Below are 25,241 nucleotides of genomic sequence, written 5' to 3' on the forward strand. Positions count from 1 at the left end.
TACTGCATCTCATCGTTAGCCTAATGCTAACGTTCGAGATGCAGCTTGATTCGATATGCTATTATGCTAAACTATTTTACTCATTCACCAATTCCTGCTCAACGCTTTCCACCGCACTGCTTAACGCAGCTCGCGCTCCTTTAAGCTCAAATTGTACGTTATCAATCGTTATATGGTGAACATCGGCCTCCTCCGTACCATTAAGCTTACCAAGCAGAAACTTCAGCTGTACGTTCTCGTCACGCTCCATCGTAAATTCATAGCTAAACCTTTGCGACTCTCCCGTTAACGTAACCGGTTGATTAAGCGAACGTGCATATGCGCTGTTTTCTGCAATCACTTCAATATCGCGTGCTATGCTTGCATGAGCATCGAAGGAAACAACGTATGTTTTTCCCTTGCTGACCGGTACGGCTTCCTGGAATAGCAAAACGTCCCACGGATTTACTCCGGAATGCTCAATCGTAGCATGCAGCGCACCTCCATCTACATTAAAGCTCGCCTTCGATGGACCATCATATATCCCCTGTACATGCGTATGCCAACCATCCATGCCAGCAGCAAAATCACCATTCACCGCTAGAAAGGCCTTGCTTCTTGCATCCTTTACTTCCACGCGCACATGATCAACCCATACCGTATGCTCACCAATTGCCTCTGCGCCCTCCAGCTTACCTAGCAGCAGCTTGAAGGATAGCAGTGCATCATGCTCCATCGATAGCTCAAAGCTATAGCTTTGCCAGTCTTCCGTTAGAGCAAGACGTTCTGACATATAGCGGTGATAGCTGTCATTCTCGAGAACGAGCTCAGCCTCTCTTCCTAACGAGGCTTTCGCATCCAGTGATATAACATAGGTCTGATTCTTTTTCAATTGGAGGCCAGATTGCGCAAGCATGACGTCCCATGGATTGTTACCTGTGCTCCACACCGTATATTCCAGCACTTCACCTGCAACATCCATCTTCGTATACTGATCCCAGCCGTCATAACGTCCCTGCACATGCTCACTCCAACTACTCAAGCCGTTCGTGTAGTCACCGTTTTTCAGTGGAAATTGCAGCTCTAATGGCAGCTCGCCTACATGGTTATCCGTTGTACGCACCAGCTTAATATTATCCATATACACGGAGCCTTCAACTCCACCTAGCCAAAAGACTAGCGTCCCCGACTCGCTTACGGATTGCTCAATATTAAAGCTTGCCGTGTAGCTTGCAGCTTCCTGTGCTAGATTAAACGTGACGGGCTGACCGTGTAGCTCGCCATCCTCATTCATGAAGATCACGTCAATGCTGCGAGGCGCATCAGCGCGCGCAGTAAATGTCAGCTCGTATGCGTTGTCCTGAATTAAGCTGATACCATGCTGAGCAATTGTGACAGCATCTGCCTGCTGACCACCCTCTTCAATCGAAACATGGAGCTCGCGCAGCGACGAATCTACATTAAATGCAGCTTTCGCATCATTAGCAACGGAGGTCATCCAATACGTTAGCCGGTGAATATAACCAAGATCGAAGCTACCATTATAAATATGGTTGCCATTAGCAAGCGGCTCTTTCAATCCGTGCTCTTGATATGGATCTGGAGCATTAATCTCCTCCAGCTTCACGTTACCGATCCAAATCGGGCTTGTGCTCAGCCCCATATTAAACTCTAATCGAGCTTGCTTGTCGGTATCGGCCGTCATCTGGAACACCTTCTCATAATGCTGCAGCTCACTCGTTAGGGCGATATCGTAGTTGTCAGAGTAGACAGACCAGCCTCTCTGTTCACCGCCACCAATCTTCACCGCCATATTACGGCTCGCATCAGACTTGGCGTCAAAGCTAAGCTTATACCAGCGGCCTTTGCCGACCGTTATATGCTGAATAAGCTGAATAGAATGCGTCTCATTCCCCGCATTGCTTATCGATGCTTTAGCAAAGCGTTCCTCCTCCAGCGCTTCTACAGTCAATTCACCCGCTCCACCGAATTGCTGTAGCGCAACGAAATTCCAATACTGCTCATTGAGCTGCTCACCGTCATTCGTTACCTTTGTAATCGGCTGCTCATATGCAGCGTCGTATACGTAGCTGCCATCAACCGCTTCCTTGTATGGTGCATCGATCGGCTCTGCTTCAATAGCAGGCTCCATCGGCTCCTTATACGGTCTTCCGGTTAGCTCATAAACTCGTACATAGTCGACAAGCATTTCTGCAGGTAGATCAGACTCACCAGGCACTCTGCCACCGTCGTAGTTACCACCAACCGCAAGGTTCAGAATCATATGGAACGGCTGGTCAAATGGTGCTGGGAATGCATATTTGGCAGGCTCATTCTCTCCCCAGCTATCCCAATTGTTAAGCGTTTGGAACAGCACGCCATCGACATACCAGCGCAGCTCGCCTGGCTCCCACTCTAGGCCGTATACATGATAATCCGTAATATCTTGCCCTTCTGGGAAATGATACGTTCCTGCTGAGAACTTATTGTTCGGCCAGTTGCGACCATAATGAATCGCTCCGCCGATCTCATCTAGCAATCTGCCTCTCGCTTCCATAATATCGATTTCTCCAGAAGCGGCCCATGTACCATACACGCTATGCTGCGGCATCATCCAGAATGCCGGCCATAGTCCATCACCAGCTGGAAGCTTCATTCTTGCCTCGAATTTGCCATACGTCTGTGAGAAGTTAGGCTCCGTAAACAAGCGCCCTGACGTGTATGACTTACCTTCATGCTGCTCGTGCTTAGCAGTAATTTTTAGTACGCCATCTTCAACGGCGATGTTTTCCGCACGATAATACTGCTCTTCATTGTTGCCCCAGCCATCGAGACCATATTGTGAGCCAGTACCAAGCTGGTAAGCCCATTTATCAAGATCGACTCCGTTGTCATCAAGATTCGTTCCTGATCTATCAAATTCATCACTCCATACAAGTGTCCATTCATCCTTAGGTGGAGTGGTTGGTACAGGCACAGGTATAGTTCCTCCATTCGATGATCCCTCGTTCTGATCTGGCTTCGTATATGAAATACCCGCTTCATTCAACAGCTGCTCAATCGTCCCTGTCGATGCAAGCTTACTGCCCTCTGCTCCCTTCATAAAGGAAAGCAATTTAATGAAGGATTCCTTATCAAGCTCAATGATCGCGTCATGCTCAACGTACAGCTCATCAATGCTCGAGCCATCTCGTATAACGACGCGAACCTTTCCTTCTAAGCGATTCACAACAATCCTATTAATTGTTGAATTCTCAATGTAGATACTGTCCGTACCGCCACCATTAATATGTAGCGTTCCATCCATGCGAACATCGTTCAGATGCACATCTCCATCGCCTACAGTTGCCGTCACATAGACATTGCCCTTAATCGTCATATGCTCAAGCGTAACACCAGCTGCTTGAATAACGAGATTGCCATCAACGGTTTGGTCTGAATACACGCCAGACTCTTGAATGAGCTCGCCTGTCAATTTATCAAGCAACGTAACCGCCTCCGCTCTAGATAGCGCTTTCATAGGTTTTAACGTACCATCACTATAGCCATTCATCATACCCGCTGCTAGCAGACGCTGCATCGCATGCTTCGCGTAGCTGCTCACCGTCTGCCCATCCGGAAAGCTCTCCAGTGTCTGAGCTCCGCTTGTTCCTGCAAGCTTGAACGCCTTTGCTAGCATGACGGCAGCATCCTGACGCTTCACTTGCTCATTCGGCTTAAAGCTGCCATCCGGATAACCGCTAACGATTCCAGCAGCTGCGGCTGCTTCAACATCAACGCGGTACCATGCTCCGGGCTCTACATCTGTAAAGGCTTCAGCTTCACTTGCTGTTGGATACTGAAGTACTGCACGCAGCAATCGCGCAAGCTGTGCTCGTGTGACCGGTTCATCTGGTCGCAAGCTGCCGTCAGGGTAGCCTCCCAGCAGACCCTTCTCCTTCCAAGCCGTCATTCGTTCAAATCCCCAGTGCTGTTCCTCGGAATAGCCGGAGCCGTAAGCTGTTGCAGGCACCAGCATGGTGAGAATAAGCAGCCATACCCAAAAGCTTCTTCGTTTCATTGATTGCTTGCTCCTCTCGTTCTGTTATAACGACCTTTAGAATAATGAACTGCATAAAAAACGACTTGCTGCTAGAAGATATTCGTCTCTAGAAGCAAGTCGCTAGTTGTTTAGAAGTTATGCATTATTGCGCGTTGTCATACCATTCATTAACTTCTTTAGTAATCTGCTCTCCGCCTGATTTCAGCCAGTTGTCTACCATCGTATCAAAGCTGTCCAGCGGCTGTTGTCCGTAAACGATTTTACTGTAGGTTTCATTAACTAGCTTGTTAAGCAGCTCATTTTTGTCCTGCATCGTTTCCGTTAATGGACCCATATAGTAGTTTTTCATACGAATATCTCTTTGCTCGACAACTACCTTCATCGCATCGATATTTTCCTTCGGACGTGAATTGAATTCTGTTTTCTCATATGGTGTTTCTGGTGCTGCACCGCTTGCCAGTTTTAGATGAGTGTCTCCATACAGACTTGGTATACGAGCACCCTCATACGTTAGTGTGTAGTAAAGTACAGGTGCAGTTTGACCGTTAAGACCAGGGAATAGCTCTGGATGATTCGCTGCATCAGCCGTTACTGTTCCATCTGGCAGGATTGCATAGTCATAGCCCTCCGCAAAGCCATTTTCAAATTCGCTGCCTGGCTGCGGATTCGCTAGGTTATCAAAGAACCAATTATAGTAATGAAGAATCGCTTCTGGGTTAGCACTGTCTTTGTTAACGAATAGATAGCCATTCACCGGTGGGTTTCCACCTGCAGAACCAATCTTGCCATCTGGACCAGCTGGAACTGGATAAGCTTTATAGGATGCGCCTGGAACGTTAGCAAGCAGATCTGGGAACGGCCATGCTGGCAGCCAGTTGCGTCCAAACATAATACCTGCTTCGCCTTTCGTAAACAGCTCAGAGCCTGCTGTCTCATCATAAAGCGCTGAATCCTGAGAAATATAACCCTTCTCCATCCATTCCTTCAGCTTAGCAAGTGCTGTTTTAGCGTTTGGATTAATTGAGCCGTTCTCCAGTTCACCTTCAGCGTTCAAATTCCACTGACCAGGCATCGTGCCGTAAGCTCCGAATACGAAGCCAATGTCTGTCATCCACGTATTAAATCCGTTCTTAAAGCCAGTTGCTAGACCAAGCGTATCTTTTTTGTTATTGCCGTCTGGATCCTGATTCACAAATGCATCCATAACTGCTTCAAGCTCTTCAATCGTTGTTGGCGCTTTCAAGTTCAGCTTATCAAGCCAGTCTTGGCGAATCCACATCACATGATCGTCATTGTATGCATAATCGAGAATTGGCAGCGCCATTTTCTCGCCATCACGTGTAATTGGCAGCCAGATCGCTGGATCTAGTGCTAGGCCTTCCTTGTACGTGTCATTGGCATATTGCTCGACAAGATCACCCACCGGCATAAATTGACCGGAGTCAATCAGCATATTTACCGTTTCTAGATCACCGCGGTATGCAACGACATCTGGCATTTTTTCACCTGATGAAAGCATTAGGCGCAGCTTTGTTTTATACGCATCATTCGTATTCGTTACCACCCAATTGTATTTAATATCAATGCCTAGACGCTCTTTAATTAAGCGGGTATGCACGTTGTCTTCAATGCTTTCCCCTTCCTTAAATACGGCACCGTTCTCGTTAATTCCCCATACCGTCGTTAGCGTAATCGGCTCTTGATATTTACCATCAACAAAGTTATTGCTTGGTTGCTCGTTGCCTTGATTGCTCGAATTGCTATTGTTGTTCGTTGTTGTATTACCCGTGTTGCTTGTGTTCGTGCTGCCGCCATTATTATTGCCTGCACAAGCAGCAAGTACGGCTGTTAAGGACATAATAAGCAATAATGATAACCATTTTTTCATAACCATTCCCCCTATAAGTTATATTTTGGTTTATATAGCGATAATTGCTATAATTTTATCTTACTTTTTCCGTGTTGAAGTGAAAGACCATATTTTTTAGATTGATGCCAATTTCTTTGTTACTCCTTCACTGCACCTAGTATAATTCCTTTTACGAAATAGCGCTGTAAAAATGGATAAACTAGCAGAATTGGCAATGTACCAATGAAGATCTGTGCAGACTTGACCGTACGCTGAGATATGTTTTTCAGTTCATTGACATCGGGACTAATCTTGTTGAAGTCCTGCTGTACAATGACGGTTTGTAAAAAGGTAGACAGCGGATATTTTCGATAATCAGAAATATACAGTAACCCATCAAACCAAGAGTTCCAATGCATAACCATCGTAAATAGTGAGATCGTAGCGATAGCCGGCATAGAAACGGGTAAGTATACACTAATGAGCGTTCGGAAATGGCCTGCTCCATCAATAAGTGAAGCTTCCTCAAGCTCTCTTGGAACCGCACGAAAGAAGTTCATAAGCAGTACCATGTTAAAAACATTAATCGCTAGCGGTAGAACGAGCGCCCACATCGTGTTCATCAGGTTCAACTCACGAATGAGCATGTAGCTTGGGACAATCCCTCCGCTAAACAGCATCGTAAACAGGAAATACCACATATAAATCGAGCGGCTCTTAAAATAACCGGTATCCTTCGATAACGCATAGCCGGCCAGCGTCATTACGCTCATCCCGATCACCGTACCGAGCACGGTACGCTGTAAGCCTACAAGCAGTGCATTGTGAAAGTTGGGGTTATTCAGTGTTTTTTCGTACGCTTCAAAGTTAAAGCCAATCGGCCATAGTCCTACTAGATTGGAATTGGCTGGCGCGCTTGCGCTAAAGCTAACCGCTAAAATATGAATAAGCGGCAGCACGCAGGACAAGCAAATGATCGTTAATAATACATAATTGAATGCCGTAAACGCTCGATAGCTTGATGTTTTATAATACATACACTCTCATCCTTTACTAGAAGATTCGGTAACCGGCATACTTGTAAGCCATGCGATAGGAGATAACAATTAAGATCAAGCCAATGACCGACTTAAATAGCCCTACTGCAGTACCGAAGCTGTATTGCCCATTCAGAATAGCTGTACGGTAAACGAATGTATCAATAATATCGCCTTTATCATAAACAAGCGTATTATACAGGTTAAAGATCTGGTCGAAGCCGCCATTCAAGATGTTGCCTAGCGACAATGTGCCGACAACGACAGCAATTGGAATCATAGCTGGCACGGTAATATGCACGGTTTGCTTCCAGCGATTAGCACCATCCACCTCTGCTGCTTCGTACAGGGACGGATTGACACCAGCGAGTGAAGCTAGGAAAACAATCGTATTAAATCCAAAGTTTTGCCATATATCACTAACGATGACCGTAAAACGGAACCAATTGCCATTAGCTAGCCAAGGAACTGCTTCAAAGCCAAGCGAGATTAACGTGCTATTAATAATCCCTTTGCTGCTCAGCATATCGGTTAAAATCGCACCGAGTATGACCCATGATATGAAGTGTGGCAAGTATACAAGCGTCTGGACCGTACGCTTGAATGCTGTTTTACGAACCTCATTGAGCAGAATCGCAAAAACGAAAGGTACGATTAAGCCAAATACTATTTTGAAGCTGGAAATAACGAGCGTATTCCATATGACTTCCTTACTGTCTGGGTACTGAAACATAAACTCAAAATGCTTCCAGCCTACGAACTTCGAGCCAATCAGGCCATCATACGGCTTAAAATCCTGAAATGCCATTACTAATCCGCCCATAGGCATATAAGCAAAAATAAACGTCACAATTGCTGCGGGCAGCAGCATAATATGCAGCGGCCATGTACGACTTAGCTTTTCTTTTTCCCTAGTGCGAGTACGTTTAGCTGTTGCTGTCTCGCTAATTACATTGTCCACTGTATTGCCCCCTTCCAATATTTGCGATATAATTTGTCTCTCCCGTACTATCATTCTATCAGCAACATTTTTTTTGCTACAGACCACGTTTTTTGGAACGATGCCAATTTTTTTGTCTCCTATTTCACATCACATATGGAGAGTGGGGAACGATTGATGCGTTTACGTGAAAATACGTTTGCCAAAATTATCACTTTAATTGTGTTGCTACTAATTCCCATTATTTTACTTTACACGCTATCGATGCGAACGAGCATGCAGGTCATCGAAGAAGAGGTATACTCGCTGCAGAAGAAGGATATTGTGTTTCTCGCCGATGAAATCAATAAAAGCGTGACAACACTCACTTCGCTAGGCTTTCTACTAAGCGAGGATATACATATTCAGAAGCTGCAAACGCTGCACTTAATAGAAAGCGCTTACGAGCGCAACGATGAGCGACTACGCATTATGGAGCGTCTACGCTTGCTCAACGTTTCGCAGCGCTGGGATACGCAGTACAGCATTCTTGCTCCAGCCAATAAGGAGTTTGTATCGACAAACACCTATCTTTCGTATGATCTAGATTCGGTTAAAAAGCTGCTTGCTCCGAATTGGACCTATCAGGAGATGGTGACGCAAAACATCCTACAGCAGCGTTTTGTAAGACATATTGTTAAACCAAAAAGCAAGCTATTGGATCTTGATCGAGCAGGTATTATAGTCGAAATCTCCTTTCCTGAGGAGCATATTATTAAAGACCTTGATACGTTCAAGGCAACAGGCAAGGGCGACCCTTTCCTATATCATGTAGATGGAGAGACGATCCGCAACAAAAGTGCCAATGCCGAGATGATTGAAAGCATTCATCAGCTTGTCCTGGATGGTAAGCTTGATGCGAACGGCAGCAACGATACGGTAAGCCTTGGAGGTACGAAGTACTTAGTTACCTTTGCCCCCATTCATACGCTTGACTGGTACCTGGTTGATTACGTACCGATTGAAGCGATGCTAAAACCGATTATAAAAACTCAGGTACTGTTTTATGTATCTGTCGTGCTACTGCTTATATTAGGATTGTTAGCGGCATACCTGCTCTATCGAAATGTTCAACGTCCGATTAGTTTGCTTATACGCAATGTGAAGCGGCTGCAGGAGGGGAATTATTCTACTCGAATTACGGTTAATCCGAAAAATGAATTTTCTTACTTGTTTGCTAGATTCAACGATATGGCTGCAGAAACTGAGAAGCTTATCGAGAAGGTGTATGTCGAGGAGCTGCGTCGCCGCGAAGCGAATGTGAAGCAGCTGCAATCGCAGATCAATCCTCATTTTCTATACAATTGCTTTGCTTTAATTCGCAGCTTGGCAAGGCTGGATAAAAAGGAATCCGTTATGATGATGTCGATGCACCTAGCCAAGTACTATCGTTATACGACAAGGGTGGAGAAGCTGACCTCTACACTGAAGGAGGAGCTGCAGCTGCTCGAAAGCTATCTTGAGATTCAACGCTTTCATATTCAGCATATGAATTACTCGATCGATGTACCCGAGTCAATGATGAAGCTAGAGCTGCCAAGGCTGCTGCTGCAGCCCATTGTTGAAAATGCTGTCCTGCACGGGATTGAGCAGTTTGATGGTGACGGACTGATAACGATTACCGGAGAAAGCTCAAACGGCTGGCATAGTCTCATCGTCCAAGATAACGGAGTTGGCATGAGTGAGGAGGCACTTCAGGAGCTTGAACGAGAGTTGATGAATGTACCTGACGATCATACTGGCTGTGCACTATGGAACATTAAGCAGCGCATGCTGCTGCAGTTCGGACCAAGCTCATCACTTAGCTTCGTACGCCGGGAAGCAGGCGGCTTAACCGTTAAACTAACTTGGCAGGAGCGGAATGTAAGCTAACGGTGCTGCTGTATTAACATTGAAGATTAGATTCACATCTTTCAACCAAATGTATAGAGCTACAAATTATTCACTGCTTTTAACGTTCATAGCTGCTTATTACATCGTTACATGACAGAGGGGGAGCATGCATGTATCAATTACTTATCGTAGATGACCAGCCTGATCTAGTAGAGGACCTGGCGACCAATATGGACTGGGAGAGCATTGGCATCAGCTCAGTATACCAAGCACATTCCGCTAATGAGGCGCTTGATACGATGAAAGCAACGCAGATCGATATTGTCATTACCGACATTCGCATGCCTGGCATATCAGGACTTGATCTCATTGATGCGATTAAAACGTCATGGAATCATGTCAAATGTATACTGCTATCCGGATATAATGATTTTGAATATGCGCAGCGTGCATTGCGGCAGCAAGCAAGTGCCTTTCTGCTCAAGCCTGTAGAGGATGAGGAGCTAATGCAGGCAGTCAAAAAAGCGATTGAGGACTTAGAGCAGCATTGGCTCGAGGTTAGCTCTTTGCAGAATGCGATTAGCTCCGTAAAAGCGAATTTGCCAATTCTGCGCTCTCATCTGCTAACAACGCTATTGCATAAGCAGCTTCCACAGGAGCAGCTGCAAAAGTGGCTTCATATGGTAGAGCTGCCACTGGAGTGGGATAGCCCATGCTATATGATGCTGCTGCGCATGGAGGATTATTTCTATAAGCAAAGCGAAGAGGACAGCTCATTACTGGAATATGCGATCTGTAATATCGCCGAGGAGATTTTCTCCGAAAACTATCAGCTATGGCATGTTAAGGATAGCTATGGCTATTATGCATTTTTAATCTTTGCTACAAGCGACGGTGACTATCGCCTTCAAGCCGAGGCGATTGAGCAAAAGGCGGCACATTTGCAGCATTATGTAAAGCTCTACTTAAAGGGCACCATCTCACTTGTGCTAAGTCAGGAGCTCACGTTTCCGCAGCAGCTAACCTCGGAATATGAGCGACTGCTGCACAGCTTCAGACAACGAATCGGTAGTGAGCGCGATTTTTTACTGACGATGCAGGCCGAGCCTGCAGTAGAGGCGGATGACGCAGATTGCTTGACCCAATTATATACGCCGCCACTGCTGAATCATCTGCTTGAAATAGGACAATGGGAAGCTGTAGACGATAAGCTTGAAGCTATATTTTTAGAGCTGGAGCAAAAACGAGGAGATTCTCACGAGCATATTGTTGAGGCATATTATGCTATAGCTAGTGCACTGAGCTATGCGGTACATAAAAACAAGCTGCGCATGACCGACAGCCTAGGCGCAGAATTCAACCAGCTGCTGACGGGACCAAACTTCCATACGATCATGCAACTGAGAAGCTGGCTCGATGGAGTCATTCATGCCTATAAGCAATCGATTACTGCTCGAACGCAGCATTCTAGAACCGGAATTATCCAAAAGGTTCAAGACTACGCAGCCCAGCATCTTGCTGATGCATCACTGCAAACGATCGCTGATCATGTGTTCCTAAATGCGTCATACCTATCCAAGGTGTATAAGCTTGAAACCGGTGAGGGGATTAGTGAATATGTTACACGGCTGCGCTTAGAAACAGCCGCTCATCTTCTGCGTACGACGTCGGAGAAAATTTATGAGATCTCCGTCAAGGTTGGCTACAATAAAACGAGCTATTTTATTAAGGTGTTCAAGGATCGCTACGGTGTTACCCCGCAGGAATTCCGCGATCAGTAGTAAGGAGCTCGGCACATTTGGATTCACGTCATATGGTTTTAATATACAGAAATTTACGTTATACTTTAGCTTAGTACTCTAAAATTTGTGAAGGAGGAACAGCTAGTCTCGATGGAACAATCTATCTCTAACAAAATATTGTCATTAACTGGTCTAGTCACGATATTTATAAGCGGAATCATTCTTTTTATATGGAAAAAAGCTGACACCCTTCACTTTTTACAGCAGCTATTTACGGTGGAGCATATTGGAACTGATCTCATGCTCGGACTAATAGGATCGCTGGTGCTGCTGCTCTTATTAGGCGCGCTAATTGTCACGAAGAAGGCGCATCTGCCGAATACTAATGGTGTCAATGACCTTGTAAATATTCTTCATACCTCAAAATCAAGCATATATACGATCAGTATACTAACGGTTGCTGGAGAAGAGCTGCTCTTCCGCGGTGTTCTGCTCTTGATGCTTGCAGCCTTCCTACCAGGCTGGCTGTCGGTGCTACTGATTACGATTGTATTTACAGCCATGCATTATAAGAATCAATATGAGGGACAGCCTTATTTGCTAGGCTACTTATGTATAATGAGCTTGATTACTGGGTTTATAACTGTGGAGCAGCAGACACTGTGGAGCGCATTAATGATACATGCTGTAAGTAACTTCGCAACGTCGATCTTAATTAAACGGAATATTATTAAAGTAAAGGCAGTATTGCCTGCTTCAAAGCAGTCTATTGAGCACTCACAGTAGAATCGGCTTTGTATAGAATAAAGAGGGCATAACCATAAGCGTTCGACGCTTGCTGGTTATGCCCTCTTCTATTGAAATTAGATTCTAGTTACCGTATAGCCCTTTTCTTTCAGCAAGTTAACCAGACCTTCTTCACCTAGCATATGAAGATATCCTGTAATAATAAAGTACGATTCATTCTTCTCGTTATTCAAGTAGCCTTCGATTTTTTCAATCATACCAGGATGACGATCAGTCAGCACACTCTTATACATCTCAGGACTTTCCTTCTTCATAGCAGCTACAAGCTCCTCGAGCCCTGCATCATCACCACGAACCCATAAATCAATGAGCACATCTAACGCAGGCTCTTCTGTAGCACTCGTTACTTCTACACCATAAATGCTGTCCAGCACTTCATTCACTTGCTGCTCTTGAAGCTCTTTCGAATAGCCATCAAAAATGTTGAGCTGAAGCATATACGATTCCAGCTCGAGAATCGGTTTATTGGCTGCTAGTGCTCTATTCAGGTAGTACATGTCAATGCCCAATCCGCCCTGATAACCTGCCACTACAGCTTCATAGTTAATCATGTCCAGATGTACCGCCCAAGGCTTAAACGTATCGTAGGCGTTGGTCTCCAGCCCTAGATCCGTAAGGAATTGCTGAATGCGCGAATACGTTTCTGCAGATACATGATCCTTCAACGTTGTTCCGTCTGTAAAGGTTTGCAGAGCAGCAATTTCCTTCGCTACCTTTTCATCAGGTGCCTGAGCCGTATTAACCTCAACGACAAGATGATCAGCGTTATCGAAAGCCTCTTCAATCTCATCACGTAGTGGGTACATTCCAGCATCACCTAAATGTACAGAGCCTAGTAGATGAACCTCAACTCCATCCTTCTCTACCTTCCAAAAATACCCCTTGCTAGCTTCCTTCGTTAGAAACACCGATTGAGATTCGTGATCCCATTGTACATCGTAATTAATCGCTTCACTTATAAATCTAAGCGGCACGTAGGTCGTACCACGATAAACCTTAGGAGCAACAGATAGCTGCGTCTCGACTCCATTCACATAACCCGTAGCATTGCCAATCTGCAGCGCAACGGAGAAACCATACTTTTCTGCTAGAACAGCTTGATTCGGATGATCCCAAGCAACAGAATATCCAAGTGTTTCTAGCATCGCACGTGCTGGAACAAGCGTAGTACCCTTCTCAACGATCACTTCATTCTCATTGAATTCTACCTGTTCTCCATTAATCCATACGGTAACAGGCTTGTCCGCCGTTTTAGCTTGTTCTTGTGCCTGAACACCTGTAGCGAATACAAAAACCATAATTAATGCGGCGAGTAGTGCGGTCAGCTTCTTCATTCAATTCTCCTCTTTCGATAATAGATTGATAGCAAGGATTTATACAGTTACTTCTAAATTTAACAAAAATATATCAATATTTCAACCTAAAATTACCATTTACTAGCTACTGCAAAACACCTAGCACAGCAATTCTCTCTTTTTCTTGCCATCTGAACCATTCCAGCTTGCTTTTCTCTAGATTAAACTGTAATCGGGCCAGTTCATGGCTAACCGCTTCATGCTCTCTTGTTGAAATGCTGCCCAGCGTCAAGAGCTTGTCAGCATCGTTTAGCTTTGAGCAAAGCAATGTATACTCATTTTCTAATTGCTGGATTCTATGTTCTACCGTCTCTTTTTCATAACTGAGCATATCAACCTTCTGCTGCAGCCATTCTTCAAGCAAGGTCACCCGTTCTGTTTCAATCTTCAACAGTGCATTCAAATATTTGTTCATTCCACTCGTTTGTGCTTCCTCAAGCTTAGTTTTAATCTGATTAATGCTTTCTTCTGCCTTCACATAGTCGATCTGCTTCTTAATATCTACAACAGCTTCGTCATCTTGAACGTCTAGCTTTACCTCGTCTATTGCTGGAAGAATGATAGAGTCCTCCGCTTTTATCCCTAAGCTTTGCTTAAATCGCTGCTTCTGCTCATGTTGCTGTCTGCTCAATTGCTCTACACTTTTCTTATGCTGGATAGCGGTGTGCTTAGCCTGCTCAACCTCCTTCGCCGTAGATATTCCAAGCTGATATAGCTTCTCCGCATCCTTGTAGGCTGTCTCTGCTATCTGAACCTCTAGCTGCGCAGCACGAATATCGATGGCTAGTTCTATGAGCTCATAGTAATGACTGAGCGCAGCATATTGTGCCAGCAGCACCTGCTTATTCTGCTCCAGCTTAGCGATCTTTAGCTGATGCGTTCCATTATTTATCTCTTCTCCAAGCGCTCTCACCTGCGTAAGCCATTGCTGATGCCCTGCCATATATTCATAGTTCGCCTGTGCTTCCACCATCTCATTCATAGAAGCATTAATCATCGATTGAATCATTAATGCACCATCAACTTCACTTTTTTCCGCTTCTGATAAATCATCGTAGCCGGGTACGAGCGCACGAAGCTCGTCAAGCTCAGTCGGTAATGATTGTAGTTCAGGCTTGCTATAAGCACCTAGCTCAATCCGCTGATCATTGGCATAAAACAGCTGCGCCTCATTGGCTTTAACCTGCAAATTCTGTTCCCTAACTGTCATATCATTTTTAGCTGCCAGCTCAAGGATCTTCTCTCTAGTTAAGGAGATCGTCTCTCCATTCACTGCTGCAGCAGCCTGCTGAGCAGAAGAGAGCAGAAGGGCAAGGGTAACCAGCGCAACACAGCTCACAGCACAAGCTTTGCGTAGCATTGCAACTACTTGTCTGATGCGAATCCCCTCCTAATCTCTTAAATTTATTTTTTCTAGCAAATAATGAATAATCTTTTTCGAGTCTGTAACGACATAGGCCTCTGCAGTCATCCCTACTCGTAGTTCACCGTTTTCTCCCTTGCGGTTTACGAGCGGGGTATTCGAGATCGAAGCCTCTACGGTGTAATAGCTTCTTCCATCCTGCTGAATGATGGAATCGGTACTTATCGACTGGACGGTACCGACCAAGGAACCAAAGCTTTGTTTTGGGAAGGCATGAAAGTTCATATCAACCTCTTGACCTACGGCAATTTGACCGATCTCATGATTCGGAACGGCTATGCTCATTTTGTACATCGATTCATTGACGGGAATGATGGAGAGCAGCTCTTCACCAGGCTGAACGATATCGCCGCTATTCAGCTCCTTCACCATGTGAACCATACCTGCAATCGGTGCATGAATGCTTTGCTTATCGATAGCTAGCTGCAGCTGATCGATTTGATGACGAAAGGATTGAATAGAGTCCGTCTTCTCCTCCAGCGTTGCTTCAATCTGAACCAAACGATCTAATCGAAACTTTTCCAGCTCAATCGTTGATTGTTGGCGCGTACTATCTCTTTGCTTCTGCAAATTATTAACCTGCTCCTGCAGCTTGTCCTCCTCCAGCTGTAACGATTGATGCTCTAGGGATACGAGCGAGTCCTGTCCACTGAGCTGGCTTAGTAGATGCCTTGTTTCTTTTATCCTGTTCTCGTATTCATTGATCTGAGACTGCACACCTAGCAACGCTTCCTGCTGGAATTGAGTAAGCTGCAGCTTAGCAGCCTCGACCTGCAGCTTTTCAGCTTCTAGCTGTGAGGCGGGCACAAAGCGTTCGCCAAGAGCGATCGACTGCTCCACCTTCTTTTCACTTTCGCTAACAGCAGCTTGCAGCTCACGGAGTGTAAGCATATATTGATTGTATCGTTCTGCTCTTAACAGGTCGCTTGCAGGAAGCTGGTTATTCTCCGCTTCCATAGACAGCTTTAATTGCTGTTCTCCGCTAAGCTCCTTTTCCAGCTCCTCGATTTGCCTGTTGTAATCAGCGATGGATTGATTGTTCTTTTTGCTAGTCGCCCGCTGATTTAACGTTATTCCTTCCTTTGCAAGCAATGACTCGCCTGTCGCTTGCTTAAGCTGCTCGATGCTGGAATGATACTGAAGCTCCTTCTGGGCATACTCCAATAAATATTGCTCAACGAGATGGTAATAAACCTTCTCTGCCTCATCCTTCTCTTGGAACAAATTAATGTGACCCTCAACGCTGTCTCGATATCGCTTAAGCAGCTCTACATCCTGCTCCAATCTGGCTAGCTCACTCTGATTGGATGTTAAATCAAGCTTTAGGCTCTCATGCTCCAGGCTCATTAGCAGATCACCTGCTTCGACCCACTGACCTTCCTTTACATGATAAGACTCGACTGTGCCAAGCACGGTAGATTGAATATTGCTTACCTTTTCATTCGGACGCACAATTCCTGAAGCTTTAGCGACCTCATCAATCTCACCGAAAAATGACCACGTTAAGCCAGCGCCAATGATGAGCAGCAGCAAAACGATAAATGTTGTTATAGCTGGATGTGTTCGTGCCTCTAAAATTTCTCTGCTATCAGACATCTCTGACATGTCGTGCATGATGACTCTCATTACATTCCACCTACCCCTACAGGAATTTTCTCCGTAACGGCAGAAGCGTTCTCTATTCCTGGAAGCTGATCCTTCCAGAGCTCATAATATTTGCCTTGTTTAGTGATTAGCTCCTCATGCGTGCCTTGCTCCAAAATTTGTCCCTGATCCATAACATAGATGCGATCACAACGCATAATGGTACTAAGGCGATGCGCAATAATAATCGTCGTTAAATTACTGAAGCTGTTAATCGTATCGGATACTGCTTTTTCAGTGATGGAATCAAGATTGCTCGTTGCCTCATCCATAATAAGAATGTCTGGATTTTTAAGGATAGCCCTTGCAATGGCTAGTCTTTGCTTCTGTCCACCGGAAATGTTCGTTGCATTCTCCTCCAGCAACGTCTGATAGCGAAGTGGAAAGCTATTAATGAACTCATGCGCCCGCGCTTGCTTGCACGCTTCAATAATATGCTCGAGATCGACTGAATCATCGACTCCTAAACGCAGATTATCCATGATCGTCCCACTAAAAAAGAAGGTGTCCTGGGGGATGTATGCGATCCGTTCCCTTAACGAATCCAGATGAATATCACGAATATTGTGTTCGTTGATTAGAATCTCACCCTTCTCATGCTGATAAAATTGCATAAGCAGCTTAATGAGCGTTGTTTTCCCAGAGCCACTTTCACCTACAAATGCGATCTTCTCCCCTTGCCGAATCGTCAAGTTGATCCCTTGCAGCGTTAACTCTCTCGTTCCATAGCGGAAATCAACATTCTGCAGCTCAATGTCTCCCTTCAAGCTGGCAGGCTGCAGCTTGTTGTCCTCCTGCTCTCCCTTTTCAGTCTCTAGGTCGAGAATTTCACCCAATCTATCCGCTGCAACGACAGCTGTTTGCACGGTAGGCTGTAAATTGATCAAGTTCTGAATCGGATCAAGAAAGTAAGCTAGCAGCGCGTTGTAAGTAATGAGCTGGCCCATCGTCATATTGCCCTTCATCACTTGAACGGCACCAACCCATAAAATAACGACACCTCCAACGTACTGGACGAGTCCCTTTAGCGATCCTTGCACATTATTAAAAACACCAAACTTAAATACAGATTTAAGAAAGCTTACAAATTTTTGCTCGGTCTCGAAATTAGCTTTTCCCTCCGCGTGATAAGCCTTAACCGTTTCAATACCGTCAATTGACTCAACAATATACGAGGTTAGCTGTGCATTTTTCTCCATCTGTTCTCGGTTAAGACGATCAAACGGCTTATGGAAGCCCCACACTAATCCAATATAGATGGGAACGAGCAGAAGCGTTATTCCAAACAGCAATGCGCTTTGCGAGTAAAGAATAGCTCCGCCGGCAATAACCATTAATATATCAATCATAATCGTGAGCGTAGCACTAGAGATGGCATCTCTGACCTTGGATGCATCCATTAAGCGTGAAATGATCTCACCTGTTTTTCTTGCACCAAAAAAGCTCATAGGAAGCTTTAATACATGGTGGTAATAGCCGAGTATGAGGGATATGTCCAGCTTTTGGCTTAAATATAAGAGTAAATGTGATCGAAAGGCGTCTAACAACACCTTAAAGAGGTATAGAACGATAATGCCGATCGACAGAATATGAAGTGTTTTTTCCATGTCGTACGGTAAAATCTCATCAAGCAAAAACTGAAAATAGAATGCGCCCAGTATACCTAGCACCGTAAAGAGCAATGATGCTAAAAATATGCCGAATATCATTCGCTTCTGTGGTAGCAATAAGCCAAAAAAACGTGCAAATAGCCCCTTCGTCTCGTTACCTTTACGAAACTGAGGGGTTGGAACCATTAATATCAGCACGCCTGTCCAGATCTGAAAAAAATCCTCTGGCGTATATTTAACAAGCCCTTTAGCCGGATCAGCTACAAGGACTTCTGTTTTCGATATTTTATGAATAACAACATAATGCAGCAGTGTTTCATCAATGACGACATGGGCTATAGCTGGCAGTGGGAACTCACTGAAAAATGCCTCCTGATCACCTTTAACGCCTTTTGCCGTAAAGCCAAGTTTTTCTGCAGCCTTAACCAAGCCATAAGCATTTGTCCCCTGTCTGTCCGTTCCTGCAACCTCACGAATTTTAGAGATCGGATACTTTAAACCATATTGAAGTGAGATGGTTGCTAGACAAGCAGCCCCGCAGTCCTTAAGATCCTGCTGCTTAATACAGTGATAACTGCCAGTAAAATGTAGCATCGTTTGCTCCTTATTCGTTACTCCACTGATTTATTATTTAGCTTGTTCATCCTTCTACGGAATATCATCATCACACTATCTACGACGATAACCGTCAGCACTAAAACATAAATATATGTATTTACGAGCTCTGCTAATTCGAGCAATACTAGTCCAATAATCATGAGGAGTCTAACTAAACTAATTGAAAAGTGAAACTCACTAAACTTACTGTTATGTACTCTATCACTCTCAAACAATATTAATTTTCCATCGTTACATATGGAGTATATTAGGAAATTGATATTATATAACCACACAAAGATTAGCCAGCTAGAAACCGAGCCTTCTGACCAATATTCAACAGTTATAATGGCACTCATCGCAAGTGCAGTTAACGCCCATAACACCGTGCCTTTATTTTTTATCAAATGAGTTTCCTCCTATGAATAGAAGAAATCATGACACAATATATGCGACATGATTTCTTCTATAATTTATGAGCTAGGTATTACTTGCGAGTAAGATCCCAACCGATCCAAGCTCCAGCACCAACAGCGGCTGCAGCAGCTGCTTTACGAACAGCTGGAACCTTTGAAAGAGCAATAACGCCTCGAGCAGCTAGAACGACTAGACCGCCAATGCCTCCGTTAACTGTAGAAAGCTCTTCCTTACTCATCTCTACCATACCTTTAGTTTGTAGCTTGTCCATTTCCATACCTCCTTTCGGCTTTGATTATTTACCTCTTACCTTGTTGTAAACATAACCGCCAACCGTTCCGACTGTGATTCCCGCTCCAACATATTTCACGCCCGCCACTACCGCTGCTCTAAACGCTGTAGAAGCTGCCAAATAAGCAACGCCCTTTACCGCTAGATAAGCTAAAGCGATCACGCCTCCATTGGTTTGTTGCATTTCCGATTTGCTCAATTCAGTAAATTTACTCATTCCAAATCCCTCCCATTTCGTTGACTAATATTGGCCAAAGCTGAAGTGACCCTAGCATTATGTACTTGCCTATTACAAGTTAACATAGCTTTTCATTTCATAATATATCCCAAATTATACATTTGATGTTAATTGATTGTAAACGAGTAATTATATATTTACACGATCATAAGCACATAAGAATTCATCATTCCAATTAAAAACTTTCTAATGAATTGCCCTTTATCTGATACTTCAGCCTTGCGATATACATTTTTTATGACGTTCCTAACAGTGCCTTCGGTCAATCCAAGTTCACTAGCAATTCTCAGCGCACTATAATTATTCATCCACAAATACCCAATTTCTTTTTCTCTTGGGGATAAGCGGTACTGTTGGAAACGGTCGTAGACAACGGCCTTGCTGCTTGATGATGATTGCTTCTCCAGATCTTCCTCAATATACTTTAGCGTCATCGAAAATAGTGCTGCCATTAAGAGATGATCTTCCTCCATCGAAAACGACATACCCAAATAGCCGATAACTTCGCCATTTTCACGTACAGGACTACAGAAGCAATCGCAATCCTTAACTACGTTGAAATCATGCTCGGCTCCGCTTACATATACCCAGTCCTTCATTTGCATGGAAAAGCTGATTGCATTTAGCCCTGCATGTTGAACGGTAAAGACAGAGCCTTCACCTAAATTGTGCTGCTGATCGAGTGATCGAATTAGCTCCTGCGGTCCAGTAAGTGATAGAACAACCCCATCTGGCGTTGTAAAAACAAAAAGGATCGATTTAATCATGCTTGCATATGCATTCTCGCAATGCTTTTTCACCGTATCCATATATAACTCATTATTTTTGTAATAATGATGTAGCTGTAGTCCACTTAGTCTTTCTTTGAAAGTTATTTGGTTATAGTAATGTGGCTCTGACTGCCTATATGTATCACAATCCTTCAATAGCTTAATGTCTAACGATGTAATGGTTCTCCAGGGCTGTTTAACCTTTTCCGTTTCAACTTCAAACGTAATAGCCAAATCCTCAGCTCCTTTATGTTTTCATCTGTATCTCAATAACTATTGATGTGAGAAATTAACAATATATAATATAACAGGTTATAGTTAATATAACAGGCAATCTATATAAATTGGTTAATTTATCCTAATTCGCATATTTTCTATCATAAATGTATCGTTGGTAGTAGTTTTTTACTAGTTATGTATATGTTTTTTTTATTTTTTTGTCGATTTATTTCATGGTTTTTAATTTCATGTAAAAAAAGACTGCGGGTGCAGTCTTTTTCACAAATTTTATTAGACATTATTCGGCATACTTCTTCGTCCATTGTGCAAGCCATTCACTATAGCTAAGTCCAGTTATCTCCTCTTGAGTCTTTCCGTCTATAGAATAGACGCCACCCATTAATAAGTCCCCATCTTTCCTTACCGGATATGAATAACCGCCAATCACTTTCCCTTCTGAAAGCATGACTTTAGTATGATACTCGTACGCCGAGCTTTGATCAGAAGAGGCATACATGTGCTCCAATGGGTGTCCTGACACGATAAAGCCATAGGTAGTAATTAATTTCCCAATATATTGCTCAGGCTCTACCTCTTGAACTGACCATATATTCATATACAGATGTTCAGCAAGCTTCGCTCGATCCAAAATATACTCATCCGACTCGTCTAATGCAGTAACGATCTTATAGCCTTTCGCTTCGAGCGCAGCAGCCGCTGTGCGCTCATCGCCCTGTAACTCGGACTCAGCGTCGCTTGAGCAGCCTGATACAAGGAGGAACATTAGTGCTGCCGCAAGCAGCATGATGACATTACTTCTCCTTAAACGGTGATACGTATTCGTCATATTCATGGTGTCCTCCCAACTTAGAACATTTATAAGTGAAGCTGTAAAGTGATGTTAAGCTTACTTTCGGCAACTTTAATTCGTTGCCCAATCTTCACCTAATATAAGATTACCATATTCTTCTATATGATTGATTGAAATAACTTTAGAGGCTACTTCATTTTCTTATTAGGTATAACCACATCATTCATCACACCATTCTTTCTAGTAGACATTAAAAAAGCCGTTCTCATTCTATGCTGGAAAGTTGGGAGTAACCCCCTAACCAGTACATAACTAGAGAACGGCTTTATGTTTTCTGAAAAAGAATAATCGATTATTGCATAATGTTTGACCTAAGTCGTAACTACAGATCTACTATTTATTGAATATAACTAAGGTAACGCTGACCAGCTCTGTCATGCCATCACTACACCCGCTTCAGCAATACTTCCTGCTCATACGTCTTCACTTGCTGCAGCCACTCTTCACGAACTGGCACACCAGCTGTTGCGCAGTAATAATCCCATACGGCGCCGAACGGGTAAGACTTGAACTCCTCGGTAATGGCAAGGCGAGACGTGTAGTCTTTATTCAGCTCAGCCTCACGCAGCTGCTCCACTGGCTCTAGCATCGCGCGCAGCAGCGCTTTGATTGTATTACGCGTACCGATTACCCAAGCTGCGACGTGATTAATGCTGCCATCGAAGAAGTCTAGTCCAATATGTGTTCTATCGAGCAGCTCACCACGCACCAGCTCACGTGCAATATCCAGCAGCTCATCATCCATAATAACTACGTGATCACTATCCCAGCGTACAGGACGGCTTACGTGCAGCAGCAGCTCATCAATGTACATCAAGATGGAAGAAATTTTGTTGGAAATCACCTCTGTTGGATGGAAATGTCCTGCATCTAGACAAAACGCTTTGTTGTTGGCAATGGAATAACCCATATAAAATTCATGCGAGCCCACCACATAGCTTTCTGAACCGATCCCGAACAGCTTGCTTTCCACTGCATCCACATTGTACTTCGGATCAATCGGTTCAGCGAAAATTTCATCTAGTGATTGCTTCAAGCGCTGACGCGGAGCTAAACGATCAACCGGAATATCCTTGTAGCCATCAGGCACCCAGAAGTTCGTGACACAGGTTTGACCTGTCTCCTTACCGAAATATTCAGCAATTTTGCGCGAGGCTTTGCAATGGTCGATCCAGAACTGACGGATGCTAGCATCTGGATGGCTTAGCGTGAATCCATCGTCTGCCTTTGGATGCGAGAAGCACGTCGGATTAAAATCAAGTCCAAGCCCTTGCTCCTTCGCCCATTCCACCCAATTAGCAAAATGCTTTGGCTCTAGCTGATCGAGGTCGACCTTCTCATCGGTATCTGCATAGATGGCATGCAGATTCACCTTATGCTTTCCCGGAATGAGTGACAGCGCTTTCTCCAAATCCTGACGAAGCTCTGTAGGTGTTGATGCACGTCCGGGATAGCTACCCGTAACGGCTATGCCACCGCTTAATGATTCGTCCTTGAACAAAAAACCTTGCACATCATCGCCTTGCCAGCAATGGATCGAGACCTTAATGTTTGCTAGCTTCTCTAGCACACGGTCTACATCAATACCGTGTCTTGCATACATTTCCTTCGCCAGCTTATAGCTGTCAACAACGCTTTGATCCATGGATTACGCCTCCATTCTATTTATAGTGCCTTTGCAGGCTGCGTTAGTACAATCAGTGCTCCGCTTACCTTCTCTACGCTCGAACCTTCCTTCGTCAGGAGGTCGCTTTAGAGATGGTAAGCTCCGCTGTAGTTGTTGTTAGTTCACTACATCGCATAGCATCGCCATCAAAGTCGAACTTTTTAACTACTACCTCTTCCAATAAAGGTTAAAAAGGTTCGACTTTCAGGACCAAGAAGATGGGGTGAAACTAGAAAATAAGGAGCGCAGCGTACGTACTTGGTACGTGAGCACCGCAGTTTTCGGTTGAACCCCATATTCGCCGTCGAATCAGCTTCCATTGAAGTAACATCGTCATCAAAGTCGGACTTTTTTAACTTCATCTATCTTAGGTTGCGCCAACGTTGGAGTACCTGTTCTAAATTGTCTAGCCCCCGTGGTCCATAGCTTACAACGTCAAAGGAATTAGCAATAAGGCTGCGTGCTTCTGTCATTCCATCCAGCTTGCCGCAAGCTATTAGCTGTACGACGAGATTGCCTATTGCTGTTGACTCTGTAGGGCCTGCCTTTACTTCTCGCTGGATCAGATCAGCGGTTAGCTGACAGAGCAGTCCGTTGTTCGCTCCACCACCAACGATATGAAGCACTTCTGGCTTTCTTCCTGTTAGCTGCTCAAGCTCATTCATATAGTCGTAGTACGTTAACGCAAGACTATCAAATATCGTTCGAGCAATGGCACCAGCGGTTTGCGGTACAGCTTGCCCTCTCTCACGGCAATAAGCCTGCAGCTCCTGGATCATATGCTCCGGATTCAGAAAGCGCGTATCGTTGCAGCGCACAAGCGATTGGAATGGCTGCTCCTTAGCTGCCAGCTCCACAAGCTCAGCAAAGCTGTATTCATTGTTCTGCAGACGACGAACCTCTTGAATCATCCACATCCCCATTATGTTTTTCAGAAAACGAAAGGTACTATATGCGCCCCGTTCATTCGTATAATTCAATGCCATCGCCCGCTCATCATGCAGCGGCTGCTGCAGCTCCATGCCAAGCAATGACCATGTCCCACTGCTAATAAATGCCCAAGGAATAGACTTAGCGGCCGGTACTCCAACGACAGCCGATGCGGTATCATGCGTTGGCACTACGATGCACTCACAATGGGGCAGCTCTCCGCTCTGCTGCAGGCTTGGCTGAAGCGGTCCAAGCGTAGCGCCTGGCTCTATTAGTGGAGCAAACTGTTCACGTCTTACGCCAACGAGCTCCAGCAGCTCCTCATCATACTGTCCCGTTGCCAAATGAATCATTTGACTCGTTGAAGCATTCGTTGCTTCATTCATTCGTTTTCCAGTCAGACGATAATATAAATAATCAGGAATATACAGAATCTGTGATGCTTCCTTCAGCTGCTTGTCGTCATGGACATACAGCTGATACAGCGTGTTGAACGGCAGCTCCTGTATGCCTGTTTTGCTATAGACCGCATCACGGGCAATATGCTGATGGAGCCGATCAGGAGCACCATTCGTACGTGCATCACGATATGCGTATACATCATGAAGTCGTTCGCCCTGATCATCCAGCAGCACATAATCGACCGCCCAAGTATCGATACCGAGCGTGCAGCGATCAATGCCTGCTTGCTTCGCTTTACGCAGTCCTATTAAAATCTGTTGGAACAGCTGCTCAATATCCCAATAGTCATGATTGCCCTTGCGTTGAAATCCGTTAGCAAAACGATGTAGCTCCTGCAAAACGAGCTTGCCTTGCTCGAGCCTGCCATGTACTAATCGACCGCTCGATGCACCGATATCGACTGCAATATGATCGTTCATCGCGCCCTCTCCTTATTAAAGAAAATGGACTTAGCACTCCATGCACGTCATCTATTCGACG

At 44.6% G+C, this 25,241-nt stretch carries 18 protein-coding genes; 3 read left to right on the forward strand and 15 right to left on the reverse strand.

What is annotated here, in order from left to right:
• Positions 1–76: 76 nt before the first annotated feature.
• The 4 genes from M3180_RS08310 to M3180_RS08325 form a co-directional block, all read right to left on the reverse strand.
• A complete protein-coding gene (locus M3180_RS08310) occupies positions 77–4,039 on the reverse strand; it encodes a carbohydrate binding domain-containing protein (RefSeq protein WP_251666915.1) in 3,963 nt (1,320 codons plus the stop codon).
• Positions 4,040–4,163: 124 nt separating this feature from the next.
• Entirely contained in the window at positions 4,164–5,909 is a 1,746-nt protein-coding gene (locus M3180_RS08315) for an extracellular solute-binding protein (protein WP_251666917.1), read from the reverse strand.
• Between the two features lie 119 nt (positions 5,910–6,028).
• Positions 6,029–6,907: a carbohydrate ABC transporter permease gene (locus tag M3180_RS08320; RefSeq protein ID WP_251666919.1), complete on the reverse strand. Its 879-nt coding sequence runs from the start codon at positions 6,905–6,907 to the stop codon at positions 6,029–6,031.
• A gap of 16 nt (positions 6,908–6,923) precedes the next feature.
• A complete protein-coding gene (locus tag M3180_RS08325) occupies positions 6,924–7,778 on the reverse strand; it encodes an ABC transporter permease (protein ID WP_251667085.1) in 855 nt (284 codons plus the stop codon).
• 246 nt (positions 7,779–8,024) lie between these two features.
• Between M3180_RS08325 and M3180_RS08330 the strand changes: the two genes are divergently transcribed.
• The 3 genes from M3180_RS08330 (at position 8,025) to M3180_RS08340 (ending at position 12,247) form a co-directional block, all read left to right on the forward strand.
• Positions 8,025–9,758, forward strand: a complete 1,734-nt coding sequence (locus M3180_RS08330) for a sensor histidine kinase (RefSeq protein WP_251666921.1) — start codon at positions 8,025–8,027, stop codon at positions 9,756–9,758.
• Positions 9,759–9,889: 131 nt separating this feature from the next.
• The gene (locus tag M3180_RS08335) at positions 9,890–11,500 is read left to right on the forward strand and encodes a response regulator (RefSeq protein ID WP_251666924.1); all 1,611 of its coding nucleotides are present in this window, start codon (positions 9,890–9,892) and stop codon (positions 11,498–11,500) included.
• A 111-nt stretch (positions 11,501–11,611) separates the two neighbouring features.
• Positions 11,612–12,247 carry a CPBP family intramembrane glutamic endopeptidase gene (locus M3180_RS08340; protein WP_251666926.1) on the forward strand — a complete coding sequence of 212 codons (636 nt, stop codon included), beginning with the start codon at positions 11,612–11,614 and terminating at the stop codon, positions 12,245–12,247.
• Positions 12,248–12,324: 77 nt separating this feature from the next.
• Here M3180_RS08340 and M3180_RS08345 read toward each other — a convergent pair whose 3' ends face one another.
• From M3180_RS08345 to rhaB, 11 genes are all read right to left on the reverse strand, one after another.
• Positions 12,325–13,602 carry a TraB/GumN family protein gene (locus tag M3180_RS08345; RefSeq protein ID WP_251666928.1) on the reverse strand — a complete coding sequence of 426 codons (1,278 nt, stop codon included), beginning with the start codon at positions 13,600–13,602 and terminating at the stop codon, positions 12,325–12,327.
• Positions 13,603–13,708: 106 nt separating this feature from the next.
• The gene (locus tag M3180_RS08350) at positions 13,709–14,983 is read right to left on the reverse strand and encodes an HlyD family secretion protein (RefSeq protein ID WP_251666930.1); all 1,275 of its coding nucleotides are present in this window, start codon (positions 14,981–14,983) and stop codon (positions 13,709–13,711) included.
• Between the two features lie 30 nt (positions 14,984–15,013).
• Positions 15,014–16,672, reverse strand: coding sequence for a beta-barrel domain-containing protein (locus M3180_RS08355; RefSeq protein WP_251666931.1), 1,659 nt, complete (start codon positions 16,670–16,672; stop codon positions 15,014–15,016).
• Positions 16,672–18,894: a peptidase domain-containing ABC transporter gene (locus tag M3180_RS08360; RefSeq protein ID WP_251666932.1), complete on the reverse strand. Its 2,223-nt coding sequence runs from the start codon at positions 18,892–18,894 to the stop codon at positions 16,672–16,674. The genes M3180_RS08355 and M3180_RS08360 overlap by 1 nt, the downstream gene beginning before the upstream one ends.
• Positions 18,895–18,911: 17 nt before the next feature.
• Positions 18,912–19,304 (reverse strand): hypothetical protein, encoded by a 393-nt coding sequence (locus M3180_RS08365; protein ID WP_251666933.1) that lies wholly within the window; start codon positions 19,302–19,304, stop codon positions 18,912–18,914.
• Positions 19,305–19,384: 80 nt separating this feature from the next.
• Positions 19,385–19,585, reverse strand: coding sequence for a hypothetical protein (locus tag M3180_RS08370; protein WP_251666934.1), 201 nt, complete (start codon positions 19,583–19,585; stop codon positions 19,385–19,387).
• Between the two features lie 24 nt (positions 19,586–19,609).
• Positions 19,610–19,822 (reverse strand): hypothetical protein, encoded by a 213-nt coding sequence (locus tag M3180_RS08375; protein ID WP_251666935.1) that lies wholly within the window; start codon positions 19,820–19,822, stop codon positions 19,610–19,612.
• Between the two features lie 158 nt (positions 19,823–19,980).
• On the reverse strand, positions 19,981–20,847 hold the full coding sequence (locus M3180_RS08380) for a helix-turn-helix transcriptional regulator (protein ID WP_251666936.1): 867 nt from the start codon (positions 20,845–20,847) through the stop codon (positions 19,981–19,983).
• Positions 20,848–21,130: 283 nt separating this feature from the next.
• Positions 21,131–21,685, reverse strand: a complete 555-nt coding sequence (locus tag M3180_RS08385; RefSeq protein WP_251666937.1) for a hypothetical protein — start codon at positions 21,683–21,685, stop codon at positions 21,131–21,133.
• Between the two features lie 403 nt (positions 21,686–22,088).
• A complete protein-coding gene (gene rhaA, locus M3180_RS08390; RefSeq protein ID WP_251666938.1) occupies positions 22,089–23,348 on the reverse strand; it encodes an L-rhamnose isomerase in 1,260 nt (419 codons plus the stop codon).
• A 383-nt stretch (positions 23,349–23,731) separates the two neighbouring features.
• Positions 23,732–25,180 carry a rhamnulokinase gene (rhaB, locus tag M3180_RS08395; RefSeq protein WP_251666939.1) on the reverse strand — a complete coding sequence of 483 codons (1,449 nt, stop codon included), beginning with the start codon at positions 25,178–25,180 and terminating at the stop codon, positions 23,732–23,734.
• Between the last annotated feature and the right edge of the window lie 61 nt (positions 25,181–25,241).

Source organism: Paenibacillus camelliae (assembly GCF_023715345.1).
Classification (GTDB): Bacteria; Bacillota; Bacilli; order Paenibacillales; family Paenibacillaceae; genus Pristimantibacillus; species Pristimantibacillus camelliae.